This is a genomic window from Streptomyces globosus, assembly GCF_003325375.1.
Lineage (GTDB): Bacteria > Actinomycetota > Actinomycetes > Streptomycetales > Streptomycetaceae > Streptomyces > Streptomyces globosus_A.
Map to the genome: position 1 here is coordinate 82,732 of NZ_CP030864.1, position 23,413 is coordinate 106,144.

16 protein-coding genes are annotated in these 23,413 nt (G+C 73.1%); 8 read left to right on the forward strand and 8 right to left on the reverse strand.

The genetic code is table 11. The features are described 5' to 3' along the window. Positions 1-33: 33 nt before the first annotated feature. Positions 34-6,108: a beta-ketoacyl synthase N-terminal-like domain-containing protein gene (locus C0216_RS31395; RefSeq protein WP_114059171.1), complete on the reverse strand. Its 6,075-nt coding sequence runs from the start codon at positions 6,106-6,108 to the stop codon at positions 34-36. Between the two features lie 325 nt (positions 6,109-6,433). Between C0216_RS31395 and C0216_RS31400 the strand changes: the two genes are divergently transcribed. From C0216_RS31400 to C0216_RS31435, 8 genes are all read left to right on the forward strand, one after another. Next, on the forward strand, positions 6,434-7,264 hold the full coding sequence (locus C0216_RS31400; protein WP_246043047.1) for a 4'-phosphopantetheinyl transferase family protein: 831 nt from the start codon (positions 6,434-6,436) through the stop codon (positions 7,262-7,264). 258 nt (positions 7,265-7,522) lie between these two features. Further along, complete coding sequence (locus C0216_RS31405; protein ID WP_342777158.1) at positions 7,523-8,272, forward strand: HipA family kinase; 750 nt, start codon at positions 7,523-7,525, stop codon at positions 8,270-8,272. Further along, positions 8,269-8,664: a DUF3037 domain-containing protein gene (locus C0216_RS31410; RefSeq protein ID WP_114059476.1), complete on the forward strand. Its 396-nt coding sequence runs from the start codon at positions 8,269-8,271 to the stop codon at positions 8,662-8,664. Before C0216_RS31405 ends, C0216_RS31410 begins: the two co-directional genes overlap by 4 nt. Before the next feature lie 47 nt (positions 8,665-8,711). Beyond that, positions 8,712-10,064 (forward strand): crotonyl-CoA carboxylase/reductase, encoded by a 1,353-nt coding sequence (gene ccrA / locus C0216_RS31415; RefSeq protein ID WP_114059172.1) that lies wholly within the window; start codon positions 8,712-8,714, stop codon positions 10,062-10,064. A 128-nt stretch (positions 10,065-10,192) separates the two neighbouring features. Then, positions 10,193-10,936, forward strand: coding sequence for a TetR/AcrR family transcriptional regulator (locus C0216_RS31420; protein WP_246043048.1), 744 nt, complete (start codon positions 10,193-10,195; stop codon positions 10,934-10,936). Continuing rightward, positions 10,933-12,612 (forward strand): factumycin efflux MFS transporter FacT, encoded by a 1,680-nt coding sequence (facT, locus tag C0216_RS31425; protein ID WP_114059174.1) that lies wholly within the window; start codon positions 10,933-10,935, stop codon positions 12,610-12,612. The genes C0216_RS31420 and facT overlap by 4 nt, the downstream gene beginning before the upstream one ends. Before the next feature lie 55 nt (positions 12,613-12,667). Beyond that, entirely contained in the window at positions 12,668-13,003 is a 336-nt protein-coding gene (locus C0216_RS31430; RefSeq protein ID WP_114059175.1) for a DUF6204 family protein, read from the forward strand. 77 nt (positions 13,004-13,080) lie between these two features. Continuing rightward, positions 13,081-13,626 carry a DUF2087 domain-containing protein gene (locus C0216_RS31435; protein WP_162793361.1) on the forward strand — a complete coding sequence of 182 codons (546 nt, stop codon included), beginning with the start codon at positions 13,081-13,083 and terminating at the stop codon, positions 13,624-13,626. A gap of 135 nt (positions 13,627-13,761) precedes the next feature. Here the strand turns inward: C0216_RS31435 and C0216_RS31440 are convergent, their stop codons facing one another. From C0216_RS31440 to C0216_RS31470, 7 genes are all read right to left on the reverse strand, one after another. Continuing rightward, positions 13,762-15,099, reverse strand: a complete 1,338-nt coding sequence (locus C0216_RS31440) for an acyltransferase domain-containing protein (RefSeq protein WP_114059177.1) — start codon at positions 15,097-15,099, stop codon at positions 13,762-13,764. Positions 15,100-15,133: 34 nt separating this feature from the next. Next, complete coding sequence (locus C0216_RS31445) at positions 15,134-16,093, reverse strand: class I SAM-dependent methyltransferase (RefSeq protein WP_114059178.1); 960 nt, start codon at positions 16,091-16,093, stop codon at positions 15,134-15,136. A 27-nt stretch (positions 16,094-16,120) separates the two neighbouring features. Further along, a complete protein-coding gene (panD, locus tag C0216_RS31450; RefSeq protein WP_114059179.1) occupies positions 16,121-16,540 on the reverse strand; it encodes an aspartate 1-decarboxylase in 420 nt (139 codons plus the stop codon). An 11-nt stretch (positions 16,541-16,551) separates the two neighbouring features. Next, the gene (locus C0216_RS31455) at positions 16,552-17,757 is read right to left on the reverse strand and encodes a cytochrome P450 (RefSeq protein ID WP_114059180.1); all 1,206 of its coding nucleotides are present in this window, start codon (positions 17,755-17,757) and stop codon (positions 16,552-16,554) included. Next, the gene (locus C0216_RS31460) at positions 17,757-19,010 is read right to left on the reverse strand and encodes a cytochrome P450 family protein (protein ID WP_114059181.1); all 1,254 of its coding nucleotides are present in this window, start codon (positions 19,008-19,010) and stop codon (positions 17,757-17,759) included. Before C0216_RS31460 ends, C0216_RS31455 begins: the two co-directional genes overlap by 1 nt. A gap of 71 nt (positions 19,011-19,081) precedes the next feature. Then, positions 19,082-22,399 (reverse strand): ACP S-malonyltransferase, encoded by a 3,318-nt coding sequence (fabD, locus tag C0216_RS31465; RefSeq protein ID WP_114059182.1) that lies wholly within the window; start codon positions 22,397-22,399, stop codon positions 19,082-19,084. Continuing rightward, positions 22,399-23,400, reverse strand: a complete 1,002-nt coding sequence (locus C0216_RS31470; RefSeq protein ID WP_114059183.1) for a methyltransferase — start codon at positions 23,398-23,400, stop codon at positions 22,399-22,401. The genes fabD and C0216_RS31470 overlap by 1 nt, the downstream gene beginning before the upstream one ends. Positions 23,401-23,413: the final 13 nt, after the last annotated feature.

A 23,413-nucleotide genomic window follows, 5' to 3' on the forward strand; every position in this document is an offset into this window, starting at 1 on the left:
GATGCGGGGGCGTGGGGGCCGGGCCGCGCCGGGTTACGGGAAGGTCAGGTCGAGCCGGGCCGAACGGACCGGTGCGGGGGCCGGTCCGGGCACCGCGGGCAGGCGCCAGAACCTGCGGCGCCGGTAGGCGGGCCGGGGAAGCGGTGGCCGTCCCGGTTCCCCGGGGGTCCCGGGGCCCAGCAGGACGTGGGCGTTGGTGCCGCCGAAGCCGAAGGCGCTGACCGCCACCCGGCTCCCGGCCGGCAGGTCCGTCACCCGGGTGACCGGGTAGAAGGGCGAGTCGGCGAAGGCGAACCGCGGGTTCGGCCGGTGGCAGTGCAGCGTGGGCGGGATCCGGCCGTGCCGCAGGATCTGGACCGCCTTGACGAATCCGGCGACGCCCGCGGCGCTGAGCGTGTGTCCGATCGAGCTCTTGACGCTGCCGATGCCGCAGTAGCCGCGGTCCTCGGTGTACGCCCGGTGCACGGCGGTCAGGGCCTGGAGCTCGATCGGGTCGCCGATCACCGTGCCGGTGCCGTGGGCCTCGACGTAGCCGACGGTGCGGGCGTCCGCTCCGGCGCGCGTCAGCACGTCGGAGATCAGGGCGCGCTGGGCGCGTCCGTTCGGCGTGGTGTGCCCCATGGTCCGGCCGTCGTTGTTCACGCCCGAGGACTCGATGACGGCCAGTACCCGGTCCCCGTCTCGCAGGGCGTCGTCGAGGCGCTTGAGGAGCACCATCCCGGCGCCCTCGCCCGGGACGAGGCCGTCGGCGGACTCGTCGAAGGTGCGGCAGCGGCCGGTGGGCGACAGCGCCTTGCCGGCGCTCAGCATGAGGTAGGGCTCCTCGTCGAACAGCAGGTCCACGCCTCCGGCCAGGGCCATGGACGACTCCCCGGATGCCAGGCTCCGGGCGGCGAGGTGGATGGTGACCAGCGACGAGGAACACGCGCTGTCGACCACGAGGTTCGGCCCCGTCAGGTCCAGGAAGTGCGAGATGTGGGCGGCGACGAAGTTCTGGTTCACGCCGGCGATGTAGGGCCGCAGCGGGGGCTGCAGGTGCGCGCGGTGGTTGCCCGTGCGCGTGCCGACGAAGACGCCGACGGCTCCTCCCCGTACCTCGTCCTCGCGGTACCCGGCGTCCCGCAGCGCTTCCACGGACACCTCCAGCGCCTTGCGCGCCAGCGGGTCGAGGTGGCGGGCCGTCTCGGCGTCGAATCCGAAGAAGTCCGGGTCGAACAGGGCGGCGTCGTCGAGGAATCCGCCCCACCTGCTCGTGCTGCGCCCCGGCTCGCCGCCCGGGCTGTAGAGGGAGGCGGTGTCCCAGCGGTCGGCCGGCACCTCGGTCACGAGGTCGCGGCCGGCGAGCAGGGCCTCCCAGAACCGCGCCGGGTCGGGCGCCCCCGGCAGGCGGCAGCCCATGCCGATCACCGCGATGGGTGTCGGCCGCCCGTCCGGGGACGGGCTCGGTGCCGGTGCCGGTGCCGGTGCCGGTGCCGGTGCGGCGGTCGGGGACGGCCGTACCGGCGCCTCGGGGGCGGGCGGGCCGGCCGGTCCGGGTACGGCCTCGGCCGGGGGTGTGCCGAGCGCGGCGGCGAGGCCGCCGAGCGTGGGGTGCTCCTGGAGGAGGCTGGGATCGATTGGGCGGCCGAGGACCTCCTCCAGGTCCCGTACGAGTTCCGCCATCAGCAGCGAGTCCACACCGATGTCACCGAGCACGGTGTCGGCGGCCAGCAGGCCGGGGTCGACCTTGGTGGTGCGGGCGACGACGGGGTACAGCCAGTCCTGCGGCGCCGCCGGTGCGGTCCCGTCGGCCGGCACGGCCCGGGCGGATGGGTTCTCCGCGGTCGAGGTCCCGGCCGGTACGGCCACTTCGTCGGACGCTGCCTCGGCCGGGGCCTGAGCGGGCCGCGCCTGCACACCGCGCTGCGGGGCCAGGAACAACTCGTCGGCTGCCAGGGCGGTGCGCTCCACCCGGCAGGGCAGGAGGACGGGGTCGCCGGGCACCCGCAGGGCCAGGTCGAGGAGGTCCAGCGCGTCGTCGGCGCCGAGGTCGGGGATGCCGAGGCCGCCGCCGGCACTCGTACGCTCCCGGCCCATGCCCACGCCCCGCCACAGGGGCCAGCGCAGGGCGCGCACCGTGCAGCCGGAGGCGCCGGTGTCGTGGGCGGCGGCGAAGTCGTCCAGCACCCCGTTCGCCGCCGCGTAGTCCAGATGGCCCGCGGCGAGGGACGGCACCGCGCCCGCCACGGAGGAGAACAGCACCATGAGCCGGGGCGGCGTGGGTCCGAGCGCCGCCCACAGCACCCGCAGCCCCTCGCTCTTGGGCCGCAGCACCCGGGAGATCTCCTCGGGTGTACGGGACAGGAACGACGTGGGCGGGTCCATGACCCCCGCGCAGTGGAAGACGGTGTCGATGCCGCCGGCCTGCTTCCTGACCCTGCCGATCAGCCGCCTCAGGGAGGCGACGTCGTCCAAGGCGTCGGTCCGCACGGTCAGCGTCACCCCCCGCTCGACGAGGGCGAGCAGCGCGGTGAGGCGCTCCCGCAGGGCCGGGTCGGTGGCGGGTGCGGCGACGAGGGCGGCCCACTGGTTGCGGACCGGCAACCGGGAACGCCCGACGAGCACGATGTGGCGGGCCCCCCGGTCGGCGAGGTGGGCGGCGAGGCGCAGGCCGATGCCGCCGAGACCGCCGGTGATGAGCACCGCGCCGCCGCGGCCGACGCCGGCGAGCAGGTCCTCGCCGGTCCTGACCGGCGCGAAGGCGGCCACGGGCCGGCGGCGGCCGGTGCCCTCGTAGCGGATCTCCGTCTCCCGGTCCACGGCGGCGGTCTCGGCGCGGACGGCGGCGGCGAGTTCGGCGGTGCCGCCGTCGACGCGGACGGTGCGGCCGTGGAGGGCCGGGAACTCACCGGACAGGGAGCGGTAGAAGCCCGCGAGCGCGGAGCGTTCGGCGCCGCTGACGTGGACGCACCGCAGCCCGACGCGGGGGTTCGCGGTGAGCGTCCGCTGCAGCAGGCCGATGCGCTCGGTGACGAGGGTGCCGGGGGCGGACCAGTCGACGAGGTCGACGATCCCGCCGAGGCCGGCCAGTGCGGGAACGGGATCCCCGGGGACGTGCACGAGGGCGCGTTCCCCGAGCACCTTGCGGGCCAGTTCCCGGTCGGTGGCGACCACCAGCAGCCGGCCGGTGTCGGCGGTGTCCGGCGCCGGTGCGTCGGCCCACTCGGCGGTGAGGAGTTCACCGCCTGGGACGGGTGCGACCCAGTGCCGGTCGCGGGCGAAGGGGTAGGTCGGCAGCGAGACGGGCGGTGTGTCCGGGGCGGTCCGGGCCGGCCCCGCCCCTTCGCACTGCCCGTTCACGGGAGCGTCCGCCGGAGTGTCGAGCACCGCGGCGAGGCCCGCGGCGAGTCCACGGAGGTCGCGTGCCTCGACATCGACGCGGTACGGCAGTGCCGCACGCCCGGTGATCAGGGTCCGCGCTATCGACGCGAGCGGCGGGGCGTCCGGGGAGCGGACTGCCTCCAGCAGGCGGGCCACGGCCTCCCGCAAAGCCTGCGGGGTCCTCGCGGAGACGGGCACGACCACAGCCGAGCCCGTGGCCGGGGCCGCCGCCGGCCGGGGGGCCTCTTCCAGGACCACGTGCGCGTTGGTACCGCCCATCCCGAAGGAGCTGACCCCGGCCCGCAGGGGGCCGCCGCCCACGGGCGGCTTCCAGGCGCCGCGTTCGCGCTGGAGGCGCAAGGGGGTGCCGTCAAGTTTGATCATCCGGTTGGGGCGGTCCAGGTTGCGCGCGGCCGGCAGCGTGCGGTGCCTCATCGCCAGGATCACCTTGATCAGGCCGGCGATTCCGGCGGCAGCTTCCAGGTGGCCGATGCTCGTCTTGACCGAGCCCACCGCACAGTGCGGCTCGGTGGGGCGTGCGTGGCCCCACTGCGTGTAGAGCCGCTCGAACGCCGCGACGATGCCGGAGACCTCGATCGGGTCGCCCAGGCGTGTTCCGGTGCCGTGCGCCTCGATGTAGCCGATCGTGCGCGGGTCGACGCCCGCCTCGTTGTAGGCGGTGACGAGCAGGTCGGCCTGCGCGTCAGGGTTGGGCGCGGTGAAGGACCGGGCCTGCCCGCCGTGGTTGACGGCCGCGCCGCGGATCACCGCGTGCACGCGGTCGCCGTCGGCCAGCGCCCGGTCCAGCGGCTTGAGGAGCAGGGCGGCGACGCCCTCGCCGCGGACGTATCCGTCCGCGGTGTCGTCGAAGGTGTGGCAGCGGCCCCGCGGGCTCAGGACGCCGGTGCGCTGGTAGGCGTGGTGCCGGGAGGGGTCGCACAGGACGTTGACGCCGCCCGCGAACGCCTGGTCGCACTCGCCGGCGCGCAGCGCGGCCACGGCCTGTGCGACGGCGACGAGGGACGAGGAGCAGAGGGTGTCCACGGCGACGCTGGGCCCGCGCAGGCCGAGGGCGTACGAGACGCGGTTGGCCACGAGGGAGGGTGAGACCGCGACGCTCAGGTGGGGCTCGTCCCGCCCGGCGTGCCGGGCGACGAGCGCGGCGTAGTCGGAGTGGCACACGCCCGCGTAGACGCCGGTGCGGGTGCCGCCCAGCGAGGCCGGGTCGCATCCGGCGTCCTCCGCTGTCGCCCACACGGTCTCCAGCAGCAGCCGCTGCTGGGGGTCCATCAGGGCGGCTTCCCGCGGGCTGATGGCGAAGAACTCGTGGTCGAACGCGCGTATGTCGTCGAGCAGGGCCGCCCTGCCGATCAGGCCGGGGTGTTCCGCCGCGTTCCAGCGGTCCGCGGGAATGTCGCGGACGGCGTCCTCGTCGCGGCCCAGGAGGTCCCACAGTTCGGGCACGCTCGGCGCGCCGGGGAACCGGCCGGCCATGCCGATCACGGCGATCGGCACGGCGGCGGGACTCTCGGCCGACGGTACGGCCGGCGGCGCCGCTGCGGCCGGCGGCGCCTGCGCGGCTTCGGCCGCACCCGGTCGTCCGCCGCGCAGGACGCGCGCCATGGCGGTGACGGTGAACGCCTGGAACAGGGTGCTGGGATCGATCTCGCAGCCGACCTCGTCCTCGGCCCGTACGGCTGCCTCGGACAGGGCCAGGCTGTCCAGTCCGTGCGGGCGGAGGTCGTCGTCCGCGGTCAGCGAGCCCGCGGGCGCGCCCAGCACCGTCTCCATCACGGCCAGGAGCCGGGCTTCGAGGTCTTCGGGCAGGGCGGCGCGCGGCGGTTCGGAGCCGGGGGCGGCGGAAGGGGGTGCGGACCCGGTCGTGGCGGCCGCGGCGGGGCGGTCGCCCGTGAGCGCGGTGAACGCCTCGGGCCGGACCAGCCGCTTGACGGTCTCCAGGCGGGCCAGGGGCCGGCCGTCGCGTTCCCGCAGGAGGGAGGAGGTGAGGACCACCCGGTCCTGCGACTCCCGCCGGACGGAGTCCAGCCGGTAGCGCACGGCGTCGGACAGGCCGCAGTTGCCCAGGTAGACGATGTCGCGGCTGAGGGTGACGGCGTCGACGGCCCACTCCTCGCCGGGTACCGCGGACCGTGCGTACTTGCGCTCGCCGCGGTCGTTGATGTGCGGGTACGAGGCGAAGTAGAGCAGGCCTGCCGCATTCACGTCCGCGAAGGGATTCAGCTCGTAGGTGTCGGAGAAGAGGCCGGCGGCGCCACTGTCCTCCAGCCGGGCGAGGTCCCTGAACTCGCTCCGGAAGGCACGGTGTTCCGCGCTCGCGTCCGCCACGGGGCCGCGGCCCTCGTGGCGCGGGGTGCCGGGGACGAGCCAGTTGCCGGCGCCCCGGCGGACGAAGGAGGTCAGGAGCCTGACGTCGACGGACGTCGTGGGCGTGGTGAAGCGGATGTCGCTGACGAAGGCGTGCTCGTCGAGCCGGGCGAGGGTGCCGGCGAGTTCTCCCTCGTCGTGCTCGGTGAAGAAGCGCAGGGAGTCGGCCGCGGCCAGGCGGGCTCGGGTGAAGGCGGGGAGCAGCCGTTCACCGTCGGCGTCGGCGAGTTCCGCGACCGGGAGGCCGAAGTGCTCGCCGATCAGGGACCAGTGGAGGTCGCCTGCCTCGCGTAACAGCCAGTTCTCGGAGAGTCCGCCGACGGAGAGCGCGGGAAGGCCCAGGACGACCCGGCGGCTCAGCATAGGGGCAGCCGTCCGGCTGCGGCACGCGCGGCGGCCGCCGGCGGCCGACCCGCGTCCTGGCCCGGAAGCGGCCATGACGAATGACAGCGCCGAATCATCCACATCCCCCGATGCATTCGCTGAAAAACCGGCCGGCGGACCCGTTTCACGGACCGTTCGGCCCCTGAAACCCGCACGCCAAGGCCTGTATAGCACAGCGCCCGCTAAAGTGGTTGAGCGCTGAAACTACCCTCGGATCGGCCCCCTCCCCGTCACCGGAAGTCGAGGCCCGACGAGAATGCATCGTGGATGATCATGGCGAGTTGCGCAAGCGGAGGGGGCACCAGTGCCACGAATTGCAGAGCCCATTCCCGATGTCCGCCACGGGGCGCGAAAATCCCGCCCGACCTGGCCGGACGGCCCGGCCCGCGGCCGCCGCGCGGGGTCGGGGCCCGACGCGCACCCCGGCGCCGAGCGGTCCGGCCTCCTCGTCGGCACACTGCCGGGCGTCGTCACCGTGGAGCTGTTCGCAGACCCTCCGAATATCCACCTGTACCCGGAGGAAGCGGACAGGGTGAAGCGCGCGATCGACAGGCGCCGGCGGGAATTCGCCACCGTCCGGCTGTGCGCCCGCACCGCCCTGGCCCGGCTCGGGGTGCCGCCCGGGCCGATCCTGCCCGGGCCGGGCGGGGAGCCGGCCTGGCCCGCGGGCGTCGTGGGCAGCATGACCCACTGCCCCGGATACCGGGCCGCGGCGGTGGCCAGGACCGCAGCGGTCGCCGCGGTCGGGATCGACGCCGAGCCGAACTCCGCGCTGCCCTCGGGCATCGAGAGGATGGTGGCCTCACCCGGCGAGCGGCGCACGCTGGACCGCCTCACCCTGTCCCATCCCGCCGTGGCCTGGGACCGGCTGCTGTTCAGCGCCAAGGAGAGCACGTACAAGACCTGCTTCCCCCTGCTGGGCCGGATGATGGACTTCAGCGACTGCACGATCACCCCCGATCCGGAGCGGGGCACCTTCACCAGCTCCCTGCACGTGCCCGGCCCGGTGGTCGGCGGCCGCCGGGTGGACACCTTCACCGGCCACTGGCGGACCGTAGTCCGGGAGGGCGTGGAGTACGTGGCGACCGGGATCGCCGTACCGGCCGCCCCCGACCCGGCCGCCGGGTGGCGGTGACCCGGGGACCGGTGGCGCACGCGGCGGCCGCAAGGCGCATTCCGGCCACGATCGGGGCTTGGCCGTAATACGGGGTCCGCGTGCGGTTCCCCTCTGCGGCTCCGCGGAAATTCAGCCAAATACCGTGCCTCCTCTCGTCCGGCCGCCCCGACGGGGAACGACCGGTCCAATGGCCGGAACTCGATCACACCCTTGGAGGCCCCCTCCTACGCCAGTAGGGTGATCTCCATGCTGCAAGAGGTAAAAGGAACGCAATTTTTGACGGCCCTTCGCGAGGGCGGCTCACTTCCCGGTATTGTCGAGGCCGACAACGACGGCACTTATGTCGTCAAGTTCCGGGGCGCGGGACAGGGGAGCGCAGCTCTCGTCGCCGAGATCGTGGTCGGCGAGCTCGGCCGCCACCTCGGCATCCGGGTTCCCGAACTGGTCCTCCTCCACGTGGACGCCGAACTGGCCCGCCGCGAGCCGGACCAGGAGGTGCAGCAGCTCCTCCAGGCCAGCACGGGACCCAACCTGGCCATGGACTTCCTGCCCGGTTCGGTCGGCTACGACGGCATCGCCTGGCGGGCGCCGGCCGAGGAGGCCGCCCGCATCTACTGGCTGGACGCCCTCACGGCGAACGTGGACCGCACCTGGTCCAACCCCAACCTGCTGATCTGGCACCGGCAGTTGTGGGCGATCGACCACGGCGCGGCGCTGATCTTCCAGCACTCGTGGCCGGCGGTGGACGGCTGGGCCACCCGGGACTACGGGCTGGGCTCGCACGTCCTGTCCGAGCGGGTGTCCACGCTCAAGCCCTCGACCCTCGAAAGCCTCGACGCCGAGCTGGCCGCCCTTGTGACGCCGCAGGCGCTGGAGCGGATCCTCGCACTCGTGCCCGACGACTTCCTGGAATCCATGCACTCGACGAACGGCGCCGACCCGCAAACCCTGCGTGCGCGCTATTGCGAATACCTGCTGGCCCGCCTCGCCGGCGGACGTGACTGGTGGCCGGAGTCGGCGGCATGAGCGATCACCTCTCCCCCTCCCTCGGCTTCGACTACGCGCTGCTCCAGGCGGTCCCCCGCGTGGACCGCGGCGAGCGTGTCAACGTGGGCGCACTGCTCTACTGCAAGCAGGCCGACTTCCTCGCGGCCGGGATCCACATCGACCCCGTACGCCTGCGCGCCCTGGACCCCGGGGTCGACTTGACCGGTGTCACCGACGCCCTCGAAGCGATCCGCGCCATCTGCGCGGGCGAGTCGAAGGCCGGCCAGGCCGGCGCCGGCACGCTGCGCTCCCGGTTCGGCTGGCTGACCGCCCCGCGCAGCGCCGTCGTCCAGGCCGGACCGGTGCACGGAGGCCTCACGGCCGACCCGGAAGCCGAACTGGACCGGCTGATGAACCGCCTGGTGCGCTGAGCCGCCGCCCTCCCCCTCCACCGACCGCCCCGTACCGAGGACAGCACATGCAGGACATCGTCGATGCCGTCGTGAGCGGGGAAGCCCGGTCGGAGGACTTCGCCTCGCTCGCCCTCCCCGAGGCGTACCGGGCCGTCACTCTGCACAAGGACGAGACGGACCTGTTCGCCGGACTCGCCACCCGTGACAAGGACCCGCGCAAGTCGGTGCACCTGGACGAGGTGCCGGTGCCCGAACTCGGGCCGGGCGAGGCCCTGGTGGCCGTCATGGCCTCCTCCGTCAACTACAACACCGTCTGGTCCGCCCTCTTCGAGCCGCTGCCGACCTTCGGATTCCTGGAGCGCTACGGCAGGCTCAGTGAGCTCACCAGGCGCCATGACCTGCCGTACCACGTCATAGGCTCCGACCTCGCCGGAGTCGTCCTCCGCACGGGGCCGGGCGTGCGCGCCTGGAGGCCCGGGGACGAGGTCGTCGCCCACTGCCTCTCGGTGGAACTGGAGGCGCCGGACGGCCACGACGACGCCATGCTCGACCCCGAGCAGCGCATCTGGGGCTACGAGACGAACTTCGGCGGCCTGGCGCAGATCGCCCTGGTGAAGTCCACCCAGCTGATGCCCAAGCCGCGGCATCTCAGCTGGGAGGAAGCCGCCGCACCCGGGCTGGTCGCCTCCACCGCGTACCGCCAGCTGGTCTCCCCCAACGGCGCGGGCATGAAGCAGGGCGACAACGTCCTGATCTGGGGCGCGGGCGGCGGACTGGGCTCGTACGCCACACAGTTCGCGCTCAACGGGGGCGCCAACCCCGTCTGCGTGGTCTCCAGCGCGCAGAAGGCCGACATCTGCCGGGCGATGGGGGCGACCGCGATCATCGACCGGACCGCCGAGGACTACAGGTTCTGGAAGGACGAGCACACCCAGGACCCGAAGGAGTGGAAGCGCTTCGGCAGCCGCATCCGTGAGCTGACCGGCGGCGAGGACGTGGACATCGTCTTCGAGCACCCGGGCCGCGAGACGTTCGGCGCGAGCGTCTTCGTGACCCGCAAGGGCGGCACGATCGTCACCTGCGCCTCGACCTCCGGCTACCACCACGCGTACGACAACCGCTACCTGTGGATGTCCCTCAAGAAGATCGTCGGATCCCACTTCGCGAACTACCGGGAGTCCTGGGAGTCGAACCGGCTGGTCTCCCGGGGCAGGATCCATCCCACGCTGTCGAAGGTCTACCCGCTGGAGGAGACCGGCCAGGCCCTCCACGACGTCCACCGCAACCTCCACCACGGCAAGGTGGGAATCCTCGCGCTCGCGCCCGCGGAGGGACTGGGCGTACGCGACCACGAACTGCGGGAGCGACACCTGGACGCCATCAACCGCTTCCGGGTCCCGGAGCCGGCCTCCACCTGACCCGGCCGCTCGGCCACGGGCTGCCACCGCGCCTTCGGGCACCGGTGGCAGCCCTTTCGCATGCGCGCCCCCGGGGCACGACCGCCGTCCACCGTCCGCCGTGAATGCATTTCAGATACAGAACCGTATTGGGATACAGTCCTGTATCTGGGAAGCGCGTCAAGGAGGCGGTCACCATCACGAAGCGACTCACCCGGCAGCAGAGCCGGCAGGTCACCCGCGAGCAGATCCTTCGGTCGGCGGCCGCCCTCTTCGCCGGCCAGGGGGTCAGCGGAACCTCGGTGGAGCAGATCGTCGAGGCCGCCGGGTACACCCGGGGCGCCTTCTACGGCAACTTCGAGGGCAAGCACGAGCTCGTCCTCGCCCTGCTGGAGCAGCGGACCCAGCACGAGCTCGAAGAGATCCAGGCGATGAGCCGCGAGGCGGCCACCTTCGAGGAGATGCTGGACCACCTGCGCTCCTGGCACCGCCGTCGCGACGAGAACCTCGCCAGCTGGCTCGCCCTGCGCACCGAACTCTGGCTCTACGGACTGCGCGACCCGGAGCTGCTCCCCCTGCTGGCGGACCGCGAGCGCCGCTCGCGGGACGCGATCGCCCAGTCGCTGGAGCAGGGCTTCGCCGCGCGCGGGGTGACCACACCGGCGCCTGTGGAGCTCCTGGCGCTGATCGTGCACGCGCTGGACGACGGGCTGTCCATCCAGCGCGTGCTCTTCCCCTCAGACAGCGGCACGGACTCCGTGGTGGACGTCGTGGAGCTCCTCATGAAGTCCTGGACTGCACTCGCCCGCAGCACCGAAGCCGCACCCGCTGCCGGACCCACCGCGGCACCCGCCGCCGAACCCCCGACCGAGAAACCGGAGAAGAACCCATGAACAAGGCAGGGCAGGCAGAAAAGCCGGCGGCCGCCGGCCCACCTGCCACTCCCGAGACGCCCGAGCCCGACCCGAAGCGGTGGCTCGCGCTGACAGTCCTGCTGGTCGCCACCTTCATGGACCTGCTCGACGCCAACATCATCACCGTGGCCATCCCGAGCATCCAACGCGACCTCGGCGCCTCGACCTTCGCCATCCAGGCGATGACGGCCGGCTACACCCTGAGCTTCGCGGTCCTGCTGATCACCGGCGGCCGGCTCGGCGACATCTTCGGCCGCAAGCGCATGTTCCTGGTCGGCGTCGGCGGGTTCGTCCTCGCGTCCGCGATGTGCGCCGCCGCGCCGAGCACCGACTTACTCGTCGTCGCCCGCGCGCTCCAGGGCCTCACGGCCGCCATCATGGTGCCCCAGGTGCTCGCGCTCATCCACGTCTCCTTCGCCCCCCAGGAGATCGGCCGCGTCGTCAGCCTCTATGCGAGCATGGTCGGCCTGGCCATCGTCTCCGGGCCCCTCATCGGCGGTGCCCTGATCAGCTGGAGCCCGCTGGACCTCGGCTGGCGCAGCATCTTCGTGGTGAACCTGCCGGTGGGCGTGCTGGCGCTGATCGGCGCCGCGAAGTGGATGCGGGAGTCGAGCTCCCCCCACGCAAAGCGCCTGGACATGGTCGGCATGCTGCTCATCGTCGTCGGGCTGCTGCTGCTCATGGTGCCGCTGACCCTCGGCCGCGAGCTCGACTGGCCGGTGTGGAGCATCGCCTCGCTCGTCGCCGCCGCCCCCGTCCTGGTGCTGTTCGTGGTCTACGAGCGCCACAAGACCCGCAAGGACGGCTCGCCCCTGGTGACGCTGTCCCTGTTCAAGGTCCGCGCGTTCGGCGCCGGTATCGGCGTGCAGCTCCTCTTCAGCGCCATCCCCGCGGGCTTCTTCCTGAGCTGGACCCTCTACCTCCAGGCCGGCCTGGGCTGGTCGGCCCTGCACACGGGCCTGACCGCGATCCCGTTCTCCCTGTGCGTCCCGATCGTCGGCGGCCTCGCCGTCCGCAGGCTCTCACCGCTCTACGGCCGCTACTGCCTGCTCGCCGGTGCCGTCCTGATGCTCGCGGGGATCCTCTCCTACGCCTGGGCGGCGGACCGCTTCGGCACGGGCATCACCTCCTGGCACGCGATCCCGTCCATGCTCCTGATCGGCTCCGGCATGGGCATGCTGATGCCCCCGCTGACTGCGCTGGTGCTCAGGGAGGTCCAGCCGCAGGAGGCCGGCGCCGCCTCCGGCATCATCAACGCCACCGGCCAGCTCGGTGCAGCGCTCGGTGTGGCGGTCATCGGCAGCCTCTTCTTCGCGGCCCTCGCGGGCAACGCCGGGCCGCAGGCCGAACGCGTCGTCCCCACCGTGCAGTCCGTCTCGCCCCGGCAGGCCTCCGACCTCCAGGACTGCGCGACCGAGGCGCTGGGCCAGGACGACCTGGCCAAGGTTCCGGACATCTGCTCCACCCTGGTGCAGGGCGCCGACGACGGCACCCGGGATACGATCAATGGTGCGCTCGGCGAGATCCGCGCGAAGACGTTCGTGTCCACCTACAGCGAGACGCTGTACTGGGCGGCCGGTGGCCTCGTCCCGGTCACCGCCCTCGTCCTGCTCCTGCCGCACCACCGCGTCCGGCGGGAGGACCTGGCCCGGTGAGCGCCTCCTGCGACACCCACTCACATCAGCGAACCACAACGGGAGACCGTCCATCATGAGCAGAAGCACGACCTACCAGGTCCTCACCCGGGGCAAGTTCGCTCCCCTCGACGAGGAGCAGCGCGCGGCGCTGCTCGCCCAGGTCGACGACCACGGCGTGCTCAGCGCCCGGTTCACCGAGGAGGGCACGGTCAACTACGAGCGAGGGCTGCACGGGTTCACCTTCCGCGTGCTGATCCCCGCGACCGACGAGGACACCGAGCAGCTCGTCCTGTCGAAGGCCGAGGAGCTCGCCGTGGCGGCCGTCGCCAAGCTCGGCGCCGGGTGCGTCGAACTGAAGTCGGTCTCCACCGACCTCGCCAGCATCAAGATCAAGCGGAAGGGGCGCTGACCCCAAGGTCCAGGCCGGGCACGGCGCCGCTGCCGGCGCCGTGCCGGCCCGCACCGGCAGGGATGCGGAACACTGCGATGACACCTGACGAATTCACCCTGGCGATGGCCGACCCGACTCTGCGCCGCGTCTTCTCCGCGGTCGCGCTCGGCTCGGCCACCTCGTCCGAGATCCTCACGGCCGCCGGGCTCGACACCCCCGTGGCGGCCAAGGCCATCGGTCAGCTGACCCGGACGGGGCTGCTCGTGCCCGAGGGCCGCGGCCGGCTCGTCGTCAACGAGGGGGCCCTGGAGGAGGCCGGGCGGGCCGCCGCCCACCGCAGGGAGGAGGAGGCCGCGGCCGCTCAGCCCGACGCCCGGCTGCGCGGCTTCGTACGGGACCGGGTCCTCGTGGCCCTGCCCGAGGAGGCCGACCAAGCGGCGCGGCACACCGTGCTGCGGCACGTGGCGGAAGCCACGTTCACCCCCGGGGAGGAGTACGACGAGCGCACCGTGACGGACCGTCTGGAGCCGTGGTGCGAGAGCGGTGTCCTCGACACCGTGTCACTGCGCCGGGCCCTCGTCGACGTGGGGGTGCTGCGCCGGGAGGCGGGCCTGTACGGCCTCACCGCCGCCACCGCCTGACACCGGGCGGCCACCCCCCGGCCGGGACGCCGCCCGCACGGCGGGACGCCGGCCCTTCACGACCCGGTCGGGGCGGTGGAGGCCGGCGTCGGGCGCGCCGGCCTCCGCCCGCTCCCCCGGCTGCTACGCGGGAACCTACAGGCGCGCCGCCTCCGGTACCGGCCGGGGCCGGCGCGCCGCCTCCAGTACGGCGGCCTGGTACGGGGTGAGGGCGTCAGGCCCCTCCTCGCGGAACAGCGCCGCCCAGTTCGGCTCGCGCCCGCAGGCGTACAGGGTCCCGAGCGAGGTGAGCATGGAGCGGAGCTCCGCCCGCCGCCTGCCGGAGGGCAGCAGCCACCCCTGCCGCTCCCCGTGTTCGAGAGTCTGGCGCATCGGGCTCAGCAGCACCGGATGAGCACTCACCTCCAGGAACACCTCGTGTCCCGCGTCGCTCAGATGCTCGACCGCTGCCGCGAACCGCACCGGTTCCCGCAGGTTGCGCATCCAGTACGCGGCTCCCAGGCCCGCGTCCCGCACCGGCTCGGCCGTCACGGTCGAGTACATCGGCAGCCGCGTGGGGGCCGGCACCACCGTACGCAGGGCTTCGTGCAGATCCTCGCGCAGCTCCTCCACGTAGCGGCTGTGCGAGGCGACCGTTCCCTTGATCACCCGGCAGTAGACGTCCTTGGCCTCCAACTCGCCGACGAGCGCCGCGAGCGAGTCCGAGTCGCCCGCCAGGACGGTGGAGCGGGGACTGTTCTCCCCCGCCACGCTGATCCCGCCGCCGCTCGCCTCCGCCACCGCCTGCGCCTCGGCCGGCGAGAGTTCCGTCGTGGCCAGCGCCCCCTTGCCGGAGATGCGGCGCAGCAGCGCGCTGCGCCTGCAGGCGACCTTCAGAGCGTCGCGCAGGGTCAGGCCGCCGGCGGTGTGGGCGGCGGCGATCTCCCCCATGCTGTGCCCGACGACCGCGTCGGGGGTGACCCCCCAGCTGCGCCAGAGCGCGGTCAGGGCGATCTGGAGGGAGACCATCGTCGGCTGGAGGACGTCCAGTTCGTCCAGCCTGGCCTTCCCGGCCGGCAGCTTCAGCTGCTCGACGGCGGAGAAGCCCGCGAACTCGCCGATCAGCCGGTCGCACCGGAGCAGCGCCTCCCGGAAGACGGGTTCCTGTGCGAGGAGTTCGCGTCCCATCCCGTACCACTGGGCGCCCTGTCCGGCGAAGACGAACACCAGTCCGGGCCGCCGGGCGGTGACGTGGGACGGGACCCGCCCGACCTCGCCGGCACAGGCCGCTTCGAGCTGCGTGCGAAGCTCGTCGTACGAGTCGACGGCGAAGGCGATCCGGTGGACTCCGGCCGTCCCCGCCGCCGCCTCGCGGCAGTACCGGGCGAGCGAGGGCAGGGCACGTCCGGCACGGATCCTGTCGAGGTGGGCGCCCAGCAGGAGCCGGAGCACCTCCTCGGTGTCGGCGGCGACGGCGAACAGCCGTGGGCTCATGCGTCCCCCTTTCGGTTTCGGCCCGGGCGGTGTGTCATCGGCGGACGGCGATCCGGTGGCGGTAGCTCTCCATCGGCAGTCCGCTCATCCACGGCACGATGCCCAGCTTGCTGAGCGCCTTGATGGCGGGGGGCGGCTGGTAGCCCGCGAACATGCCGCCGAACATGAGGATCTGGCTGTGCGCGGCGATCTGGCGCACCAGCGGGTTCATGCGCTGCTTGCCGAGGGTGGTCCGGAAGTGGCTGCCTGCTGCCATCCGGCGGCGTACGGCTGCGCGGACCCGGTCCGAGATGTCGTGGTCGGCCGTCCATTCCAGGCCCTCGGTCGCCTCCGCCGTGCGCCGCATGGTCTCCGTGCGCTGCCGGGTGTAGACGTCGATGTGGCTGAGGAAGCCGCCGGGCCGGAGCACGCGTGCGGCTTCGGCGAGGAACGCACCGAGGTCGGGGTAGGTGTGCGAGCTCTCGATGTTGACGAGCACGTCGACGGAGGCGTCCTCGAAGGGGAGCTCCTCCGCGTCGCCGTGCACGAAGGCGAGCTCGTCGCCGCGGGACAGGGTGGCGGTGGCCCGGGCGACGGCCTTCGGTGACAGGTCGAGGCCGGTCATGCGGGCGCCGGGGGCGATGCGGGAGAGGAAGTTGAGGCCCTCGCCCATGCCGCAGCCGACCTCCAGTACGTGGCGGCCGGCGTAGTCGTCGAGTGCGATGGGGAGTTCGCGCAGGGCGAGGAAGTACAGCTGCTCGCTGAAGCCGTCGGTCCAGGGCTCTCCGAAGCCGGGCACGCGGGCGCGGATCTCCTCGACCAGTGCGGGGTCGTGCATGCCCCAGTTCCACAGGGCGCCGTGGCCGGAGAGCGTCGCGGCCATGTCGTAGATGGTGGCGCTGGCGGACTTCATGCCGGCGGCGTTCGCGCCGCGGCGGGCGGTGCCGGACTCGTCGAGGTTGATGTCGGCGAGACCGCTGGTGAAGGCGGTCATGACGTCAGGGGTGGCACTCATGTGGGTCTCCGATGAGCAGGTGGGTGGTCAGGCGCTGACGGTGTCGCCGCGCACCAGGCCGTATCCGTCGGGTACGTCGGCGGGGTCGGTGCCGGTCGTGACGGGCCGGTTGTCGGCGTCGACGAACACCACGCTCGGCCGGTACGAGCGGGCGTGCTCCTCGCTCATGGAGGCGTAGGAGATGATGATGACGAGGTCGCCGGGGTGGACGAGGTGGGCCGCGGCGCCGTTGATGCCGATGACCCCGCTGCCGGCCTCGCCCTCGATGACGTACGTGCTGAGGCGGGCGCCGTTGTCGACGTCGACGATGTCGACCTTTTCACCGGGCAGCAGGTCCGCGGCGGCCATCAGGGTGGCGTCGATGGTGACGGAGCCGACGTAGTGCAGGTCCGCCTGGGTCACGGTCGCCCGGTGGATCTTGGACTTGAACATCTCTCGGTACAGCATGTGCTCTCCGTTCACCAGGTCACCGGTAGCTCGTGGACGCCGTAGATCACCATGTCCGGGCGGGTGCGGACCTCGGCGGCGGGGACGCCGAGGCGCAGCCCCGGGAAGCGCCCGAACAGGGCCTCGAACGCGATCCTCAGTTCCAGCCGGGCGAGCTGCTGGCCCGCGCACTGGTGGATGCCGTGCCCGAAGGCGAGGTGCGGCACGGGCTCGCGGGTCACGTCCAGTTCGTCAGGCCGGGCGCAGAGCGCCGGATCGCGGTTGGCGGCCGCGAAGGAGAGCGAGACCGCGTCCCCGGCCGCCATCCGGTGTCCCTCCAACTCCAGGTCCTCGGCCGCGGCTCGGATGCCGCCCGCGTGGACGACCGTGAGGTAGCGCAGCAGTTCCTCGACCGCCCGTTCGGCCAGAGAGGTGTCGGCGGCCAGCGCGGCCGCCTGCTCGGGGTGCTCCAACAGCGCGAAGGTGCCCAGGGCGATCATGTTCGCGCTGGTGTCGTAGCCGGCGGTCAGCAGCACGGCGCCGACCGTGACGATCTCTTCGTCCGAGAGCCGGCCCTCGGCCACGAGGGCGGCGATCAGGTCGTTCGCAGGCTCGGCGCGTTTGGCCTCGACCAGCCGGTGCAGCAGGCCGGTGACGGCGTGCCAGCCGGCGATGGCCTCCTCGGCGCTGGAGTGCACCGCGAAGAGTGCCGCGATGGCGCGGGCGAAGGCCGGGCGCTCCGACAGGGGCACGCCCAGCAGCTCGCAGATGACCGATGCGGCCATGGGCTCGGCGAACCCCGTCACCAGGTCGACCGGGCCCCCGCCCCGGCCGGAGGCCATGGCGTCCAGGTGGCTGTCGGCGAGCTCCCTCAGCCGGGGTTCGAGGGTGCGGGTGCGGCGCGCCGAGAACCAGCCGGCCACCGCCCGCCGGTAGCGGGTGTGCTCCGGCGGGTCCATGGCCGTGAACATGCCCGGAGCCGGCTCGGTCCGGTCCGAGGCCATGGGCAGCGGGATGGGCGAGCGCAGCGCGTCCGCCCGGGAGCTCATCCGGGGGTCGGCGAGGAGTCTGCGGACCTGGGGGTAGCCGGTGACCAGCCAGCCCACGTGCCCGTCCGGGAACTCCATGCGGGCGACCGGGTGGTCCGCGCGGAGCGCCCCGAGTTCGGGCGCGGGGTCGAAGGGGCACCGGCCCCGGGTCATCGGCAGACCCGGGACCGTGGGGACGTTGTCGGGCATCACACCTCCGGTGACAGGCGGACGGGGAGACGTTGCATCGACATCAGGTAGGGCGGATCGATCTCGCTCGGGTCGACGGCCAGCGCCAGGTCGGGGAACCGCCCGAACAGTGCGGTCAGGGCGACCTCGCCCTCGATCAGGGCGAGGCTTGCACCCAGGCAGTAGTGCGCGCCGCGGCCGAAGCCCAGGTGCGGGTTGTGCTCGCGGGTGATGTCGAGGCGGCCGGGCTCCTCGAAGACCTCCGGGTCCCGGTTGGCGGCGGCCAGTACCACCTGGATGGCCTCTCCGGGCTGGACCTTCACCCCGCCGATATCGACAGGCTCGGTGGCGAAGCGGCGGAACGTGTGTTTCACCGGCGCGGTGTGGCGCACGAGCTCGGCGACGGCCCGGCTGCCGAGCGACGGGTCGTTCTTCAGCAGTTCCAGCTGGTCGGGGTGCCGGAGCAGGGTGAAGACCCCGAGGGCGACGAGGTTGCGGACGGTCTCGTGGCCGGCCTGCACGAGGACCATCGCCAGGGCGGTCAGCTCGTCGTCGCTCAGCCGGTCGCTGTCCTCCTCGTGGACCTGCACCAGCTCGGAGATCAGGTCGTCCCGCGGCTCGGCCCGGCGGGCGGCGATCAGTTCCCGGGTCACCCGGGCCATGCCCCGCACGGCGGGGGCGAACTGCTCCGGGTTGGGGCGCAGGGCCTGTGCGAGGGTCTCGCTCCATTCCCGCCACTGCTCGCGGTACTCCTCGTCCACGCCGAGGAGTTCGCAGATGACGATGATGGCCAGCGGGTGCGCGTAGTCCGCGATCAGGTCGGGCTCGGCCTTGTCGGCGAGGCCGTCGAGCAGCCGCTCCGCCACGCGTTCCACGGCGGGGGTCAGAGCCAGCATCCGCCGTGCGGACAGGGCGCGGGTGACGAGGCGGCGGACCCTCATGTGGTCCGCACCGTCCATGGTCAGCAGGGTGGAGTCGAACATGTCGACGATGTCCTCGGGGATGCCCCGGCTGAGCATGCTCTGGCGGTGGGAGTCGCCCGGCGGGCGGCTGCGCAGGGTCGGCTCGCCGAGCACCGTCCTGACATCGTGGTGTCCGGTGACCACCCAGACGTCACTGCCGTCGGCGAACTTGCCGCGGCAGACGGGCCGGGGGCCGCCGAGCCAGCGCTTTCCCGCCTCCGGGTCGGTGATGAACTTCGGGTCGGACAGGTCGAACTCGCTCGCCAGGTCGCCGGATCCGGTGCCGGGTTCCTTGGCCGGGGTCTCGGTCATGCGGTGTGCCTCGCTCTTGCTGGGAATGACGATCGTGGGGGTTGTCCGGGGCCCCGCCGTGCCCCGGGGGATCAGGAGCTGCGGCTTCGCAGGCCGCCGCCTGCGATCTCCGCGGCCTCGTCCATCAGGCGGTCGGCGAGCTCGTCGGCGTGCCGATGCGGCCATGCGCGAAGCGGCGTCGGCGCGAGCCAGCGGTTGCAGGCGCCGAGGGCCGGTCCGCAGGGGATCTGGTAGTCGGCCACGCGGCCCGGTGTGCCCTCGATCGCCCATGTGGCCGCCTGGGCGCAGTACCACCGGAAGACGAGCGCCATGCGCCGCTTGGGGTCGAGGGCGGAGTCGGCGGAGCCGCCGACGCGGGCGAGGACCTCCTCGAAGGAGGCGCCCAGGTAGTCGTGCTCCACCTTCGCGCGCACGGCGGCGGGTACCGACTCCCACGCGTCGTGGTTGCGCCACAGGTCGTGGAGCCTTCCCGCGCGGGCGTGGAAGAGCACGCCCTTGCGCAGCACCCGTGCGCGGCCGCCGAGTTCGAAGAGGTCTCCGTAGGGCGCGAAGGCGGTGTCGTGGACGTCCGCCTCCTGCAGGAGGTCCTTCGCCGCCGCGCTGGTCCCGCTCTCGGCGGTGCACGCGTTGACGGAGCCGGTGAGGACGAAGTCTGCGCCCAGGACGAAGGCGGCCGCCGCCGACTCGGGGGCTCCGATGCCGCCTCCGGCGCCGATGCGCACGGCCTCGGCCGCGCCGCCGAGCTCCGCGCGCAGTCCGCGCAGCGCGGGCAGCAGCGCCCACAGGGTCGCCATGTCGGAGTGGTCCCCGGCGTCACCGAGCGCGCAGACGTCGTCGGCCAGCGCGACGCGTGCACCGGCCTCGGCCTCCTCGGCGGTGAGCAGGCCCTCCGCCACCAGCCGGCCCACGAGCGCGGCGGGCGGCGGTTCCAGGAACAGGCGGGCGGCGTCCGGCCGGGTCACCTTCGCCAGGATCTTCCGGGGCACGTGCACGGTGCCGTCCGCACGCACCCGGGCGCCCGTCAGCCGGTGCCGGACGAGGGCGGGAGTGGCCTCGACGTGGGTGGAGGCCTCCACGAACCGCACGTCGTCCCGGATCAGGGCGTCGACCAGCTCGGACTCGGCCCGGGGGTCGAAGGGGTCGTGCGTGACGTTGACTCCGAACGGCGCCCCGGCGGGGACGCGTGCGCGGATCTCGGCGACCGCCGCGGCCACGTCCCGGGGCGCGAGCCCCGAGGCGCCGAAGTACGAGAGCAGTCCGGCCCCGGCCATCCGGGCCACCAGGTCGACGGAGCTGATCCCCTGCCGCATCCCGCCGGCGGCGTAGGCGAGGCGGACGCCGTAGTCCCGCCGGAAGTCCTCCGACCCCAGCAACCCGGCGGCGGCCGCGGCGGGGCGTACGGATGCTGCCGGCGCGGGCACGGAGGCTGCCGGCCCGGTACGGACGGGCGGAGTGCGAACCGGGTCGGCAGGAGCCGGCCCCCGCCCCCGCGGAGCGGCCGGCAGAGGTGTCGCCTCCTCGCGGATGCGGGCGACCAGCTTCGTCAGCACCTGCCCCGGGCCGAGCTCGCGCACCGTGAAGTCGCCCTGGCCCATGAGGAACCGGATGCTGTCGGTCCAGCGCACGGGCGAGGAGATCTGCCGCCGCAGGGTGGCAGCCACCTCCCCCGCCTCGTAGGGCCGCGCGTCCACGTTGGCGATGACCGGGATCTTCGGTGAGGCGAAGGCGGTGGCGTCGAGCAGCCGTCCGAACTCCTCGGCGGCGTCGGCCATGTAGCGGCTGTGGAAGGGTGCGCTGACGTTCAGCGGCGCGCACCGCGCGCCGGCCGCCTTCAGCGCGGGCAGCGCCCGGCCGACCGACTCCGCGGGACCGGCGATCACGGTCTGGGTGGGCGCGTTGTGGTTCGCGATGTCGACGTCGCCGAGGCCCTCTTCGTGCAGTACCCGTTCCACAAGGGCGGCGTCGACGTACGAGACGGCGGCCATCGTGCCGCCCGTGACCTGCCCCATGAGCCGGCCGCGCTCGGCGACCAGGCGCAGGCCCGTCTCGAAGTCGTAGACCCCGGCGGCGAACAGGGCGGAGAACTCGCCCAGGCTGTGCCCCAGGACGTAGTCCGGCAGGCGTCCGCCCTCGCCCACGGCCGCCAGCCAGGTCAGGGAGTTGACCGCGTACAGCGCGGGCTGGGTGTAGCGGGTGTCGCGCAGGTTCCGGCCCGGATCCTCCAGGCACAGCTCCCGGAGGGAGTATCCGAGGACGGCGTCGGCGCGGGCGACGAGGTCGGGGAAGCGGTCGAACACCTCCCGGCCCATGCCCTTGGCCTGGGCGCCCTGCCCGGGGAAGACGTGGACGTGGAGCGTCGGGGCGGCGGCTGACCGGTGTGCGGTGGGCGCTGCGGGCGCGCTCACGGGGTTCACCTCGATTCGTGCGGGGACGGCGGCGAGGCCGGAACGTGCGTCGAGGACAGCCCGGTACAGCACCTCGTCGCGGGCGTAGGGGGACATCAGCGGCAGGACGCGGGAACCGCTGCCCTCCGGCAGGGCCGCCCGCACCAGGTTCGCCATGGACCCGGAGGGCCCGAGGTCGAGGAAGAGCAGGTCGTCCCGTTCGAGCAGGGGTCCCAGCGCCCGGGTCAGGTCGAAGGGCTCGCGCAGTACCCGCCACAGGTGCGCGGGGTCGGGTATCCGCACGGAGGCGCCGGTGGTGCCGGAGATCAGCGGGACCTCGGCCGGATGCATGGCCAGGTCGCCGACGAGGTCCTTGAACACGCCCTCCACGGGGTCGATCAGGGGTGAGTGGAAGGGGAACAGGACGGGCAGCCGCTGGCAGAGCGTGCCGGTGGTGTGGAGGTGCCGTTCGATCCGGTCCAGGACCTCGGCGGTGCCGGCCAGGACGAAGTTCTCCGGGGAGTTCACGGCGGCGACGTGGGCCCCCGCGAGGGCCGGGTCGCGGTCGGCGAGTTGCCGGTCGGCCAGGACCGCGAGCATCCCGCCTCGCGGGCACTCGGCCTCGAAGACGTCCACCTGCCGCAGCAGGGAGCGCAGGCACGCCTGCGGGTCCACGGCGCCGGCGACGGCCGCCGCGGCGACTTCTCCGAGGCTGGCCCCGAGCACCGCGCCGGGTTCGAACCCGTGGGCCTGCAGCATGCGCGCCAGCGCGTACTCGACCATGAAGATGGCCGGCTGGGTGACGGAGAACCGCGTCATCGGGTGCTCGGGGCCGCGGCCGGGGCCGTGGATCGCCTCCACCACCGAGTCGCCGCGGACCTCGCGGACGGTCGCGTCCAGGGAGTCGAGGGTGTCCCGGAACACGGCGTCGGCCCCGTAGAGCCACTTGCCCATGCCGTGGTACTGGGAGCCCTGCCCCGCGAACAGGAAGACCGGCGTGAGCATCAGGAGGCGCCCAGGGCGGCTTCGAACACCTTGTGCTGCGTGGGAAGCTGCCCGACCGACCGCACGGTGAAGCCGGCCTCCTCCAGGGCGCGCCGCATGGCGGGCTCGTCGAGTCCGATGGTGCCCTCGTCGCACGCCACGGCCTGGAACATCGCCCGCCACCCGTCGATGTCGTTCTCCACCAGAGGCTCCACGACGAGCAGCCGGGCACCGGCGGGGCTGTCCTCCATGGCGGTGGCGACGGTGCGCAGGATCCGGACGCAGTTCTCGTACGTCCAGTCGTGCAGCACGTTCTTCAGCAGGTAGCGGTCGGCTCCGGCGGGCAGCTCGACGAAGAAGTCGCTCGGGGCGAAGTCGATGCGGTCGAGCACGTCCTCCTTCGCGACCCGTTCCAGGGCCGTGCGGCCCCTGGCACACACACTGGCCCGGTCTGCGACGGTGCCGCGCAGGTCCGGGTGGGCGGCGAGCAGGCCCGGGAGCAGGCCGCCGCTGCCACCGCCCACGTCGACGACCGTCTTGACGGTGCTGAAGTCGTGTTGGCCGAGCAGGCACTGGGCCACCGGCGCCGCCAGGTCGACCATGCCCTTGTCGAACAGGTCCGCCGTCTCGGGGTGGTTCTCCAGGTAGCCGTAGAGGGATTCCCCGAACACCTCCTGGAAGCCGGACTTGCCCGTCTTCACGGTGTGCATCAGGGCGGCGAAGGCGTCGTCGTACAGCTCGGCGGCAAGGATCGCGAAGTGGCGCTGGGTGAAGGGGTGGTCCGCGCGCAGGGGCGCGTACGCCTCGGTCAGCCGGAACCTCTCCCCGTCGCGCTCCAGGACGCCCGGCACGGTGAGCATCTGGAGGAGGCGGTGGAGGACGTCGGGGTGGGTCCCGGTGCGCTCGGCGAGCTCGGCCGAGGTCATCGATCCGCCGTCGAGGATGTCGGCTATCTCCAGGCGGGCGGCGACCGCGAGGGCGCGGGCGAACCAGCCGCTGACGGCCAGCTTGAGGATTTCCATGCGAGCGTCTCTT

Coding starts and splice junctions, on each gene's coding strand:
- C0216_RS31395 (WP_114059171.1), bottom strand. CDS start 6,108: ATGCTGAGCCGCCGGGTCGTCCTGGGCCTTCCCGCGCTCTCCGTCGGC.
- C0216_RS31410 (WP_114059476.1), top strand. CDS start 8,269: ATGAGCGATCACCTCTCCCCCTCCCTCGGCTTCGACTACGCGCTGCTC.
- ccrA (WP_114059172.1), top strand. CDS start 8,712: ATGCAGGACATCGTCGATGCCGTCGTGAGCGGGGAAGCCCGGTCGGAG.
- facT (WP_114059174.1), top strand. CDS start 10,933: ATGAACAAGGCAGGGCAGGCAGAAAAGCCGGCGGCCGCCGGCCCACCT.
- C0216_RS31430 (WP_114059175.1), top strand. CDS start 12,668: ATGAGCAGAAGCACGACCTACCAGGTCCTCACCCGGGGCAAGTTCGCT.
- C0216_RS31435 (WP_162793361.1), top strand. CDS start 13,081: ATGACACCTGACGAATTCACCCTGGCGATGGCCGACCCGACTCTGCGC.
- C0216_RS31440 (WP_114059177.1), bottom strand. CDS start 15,099: ATGAGCCCACGGCTGTTCGCCGTCGCCGCCGACACCGAGGAGGTGCTC.
- C0216_RS31445 (WP_114059178.1), bottom strand. CDS start 16,093: ATGAGTGCCACCCCTGACGTCATGACCGCCTTCACCAGCGGTCTCGCC.
- panD (WP_114059179.1), bottom strand. CDS start 16,540: ATGCTGTACCGAGAGATGTTCAAGTCCAAGATCCACCGGGCGACCGTG.
- C0216_RS31455 (WP_114059180.1), bottom strand. CDS start 17,757: ATGCCCGACAACGTCCCCACGGTCCCGGGTCTGCCGATGACCCGGGGC.
- C0216_RS31460 (WP_114059181.1), bottom strand. CDS start 19,010: ATGACCGAGACCCCGGCCAAGGAACCCGGCACCGGATCCGGCGACCTG.
- fabD (WP_114059182.1), bottom strand. CDS start 22,399: ATGCTCACGCCGGTCTTCCTGTTCGCGGGGCAGGGCTCCCAGTACCAC.
- C0216_RS31470 (WP_114059183.1), bottom strand. CDS start 23,400: ATGGAAATCCTCAAGCTGGCCGTCAGCGGCTGGTTCGCCCGCGCCCTC.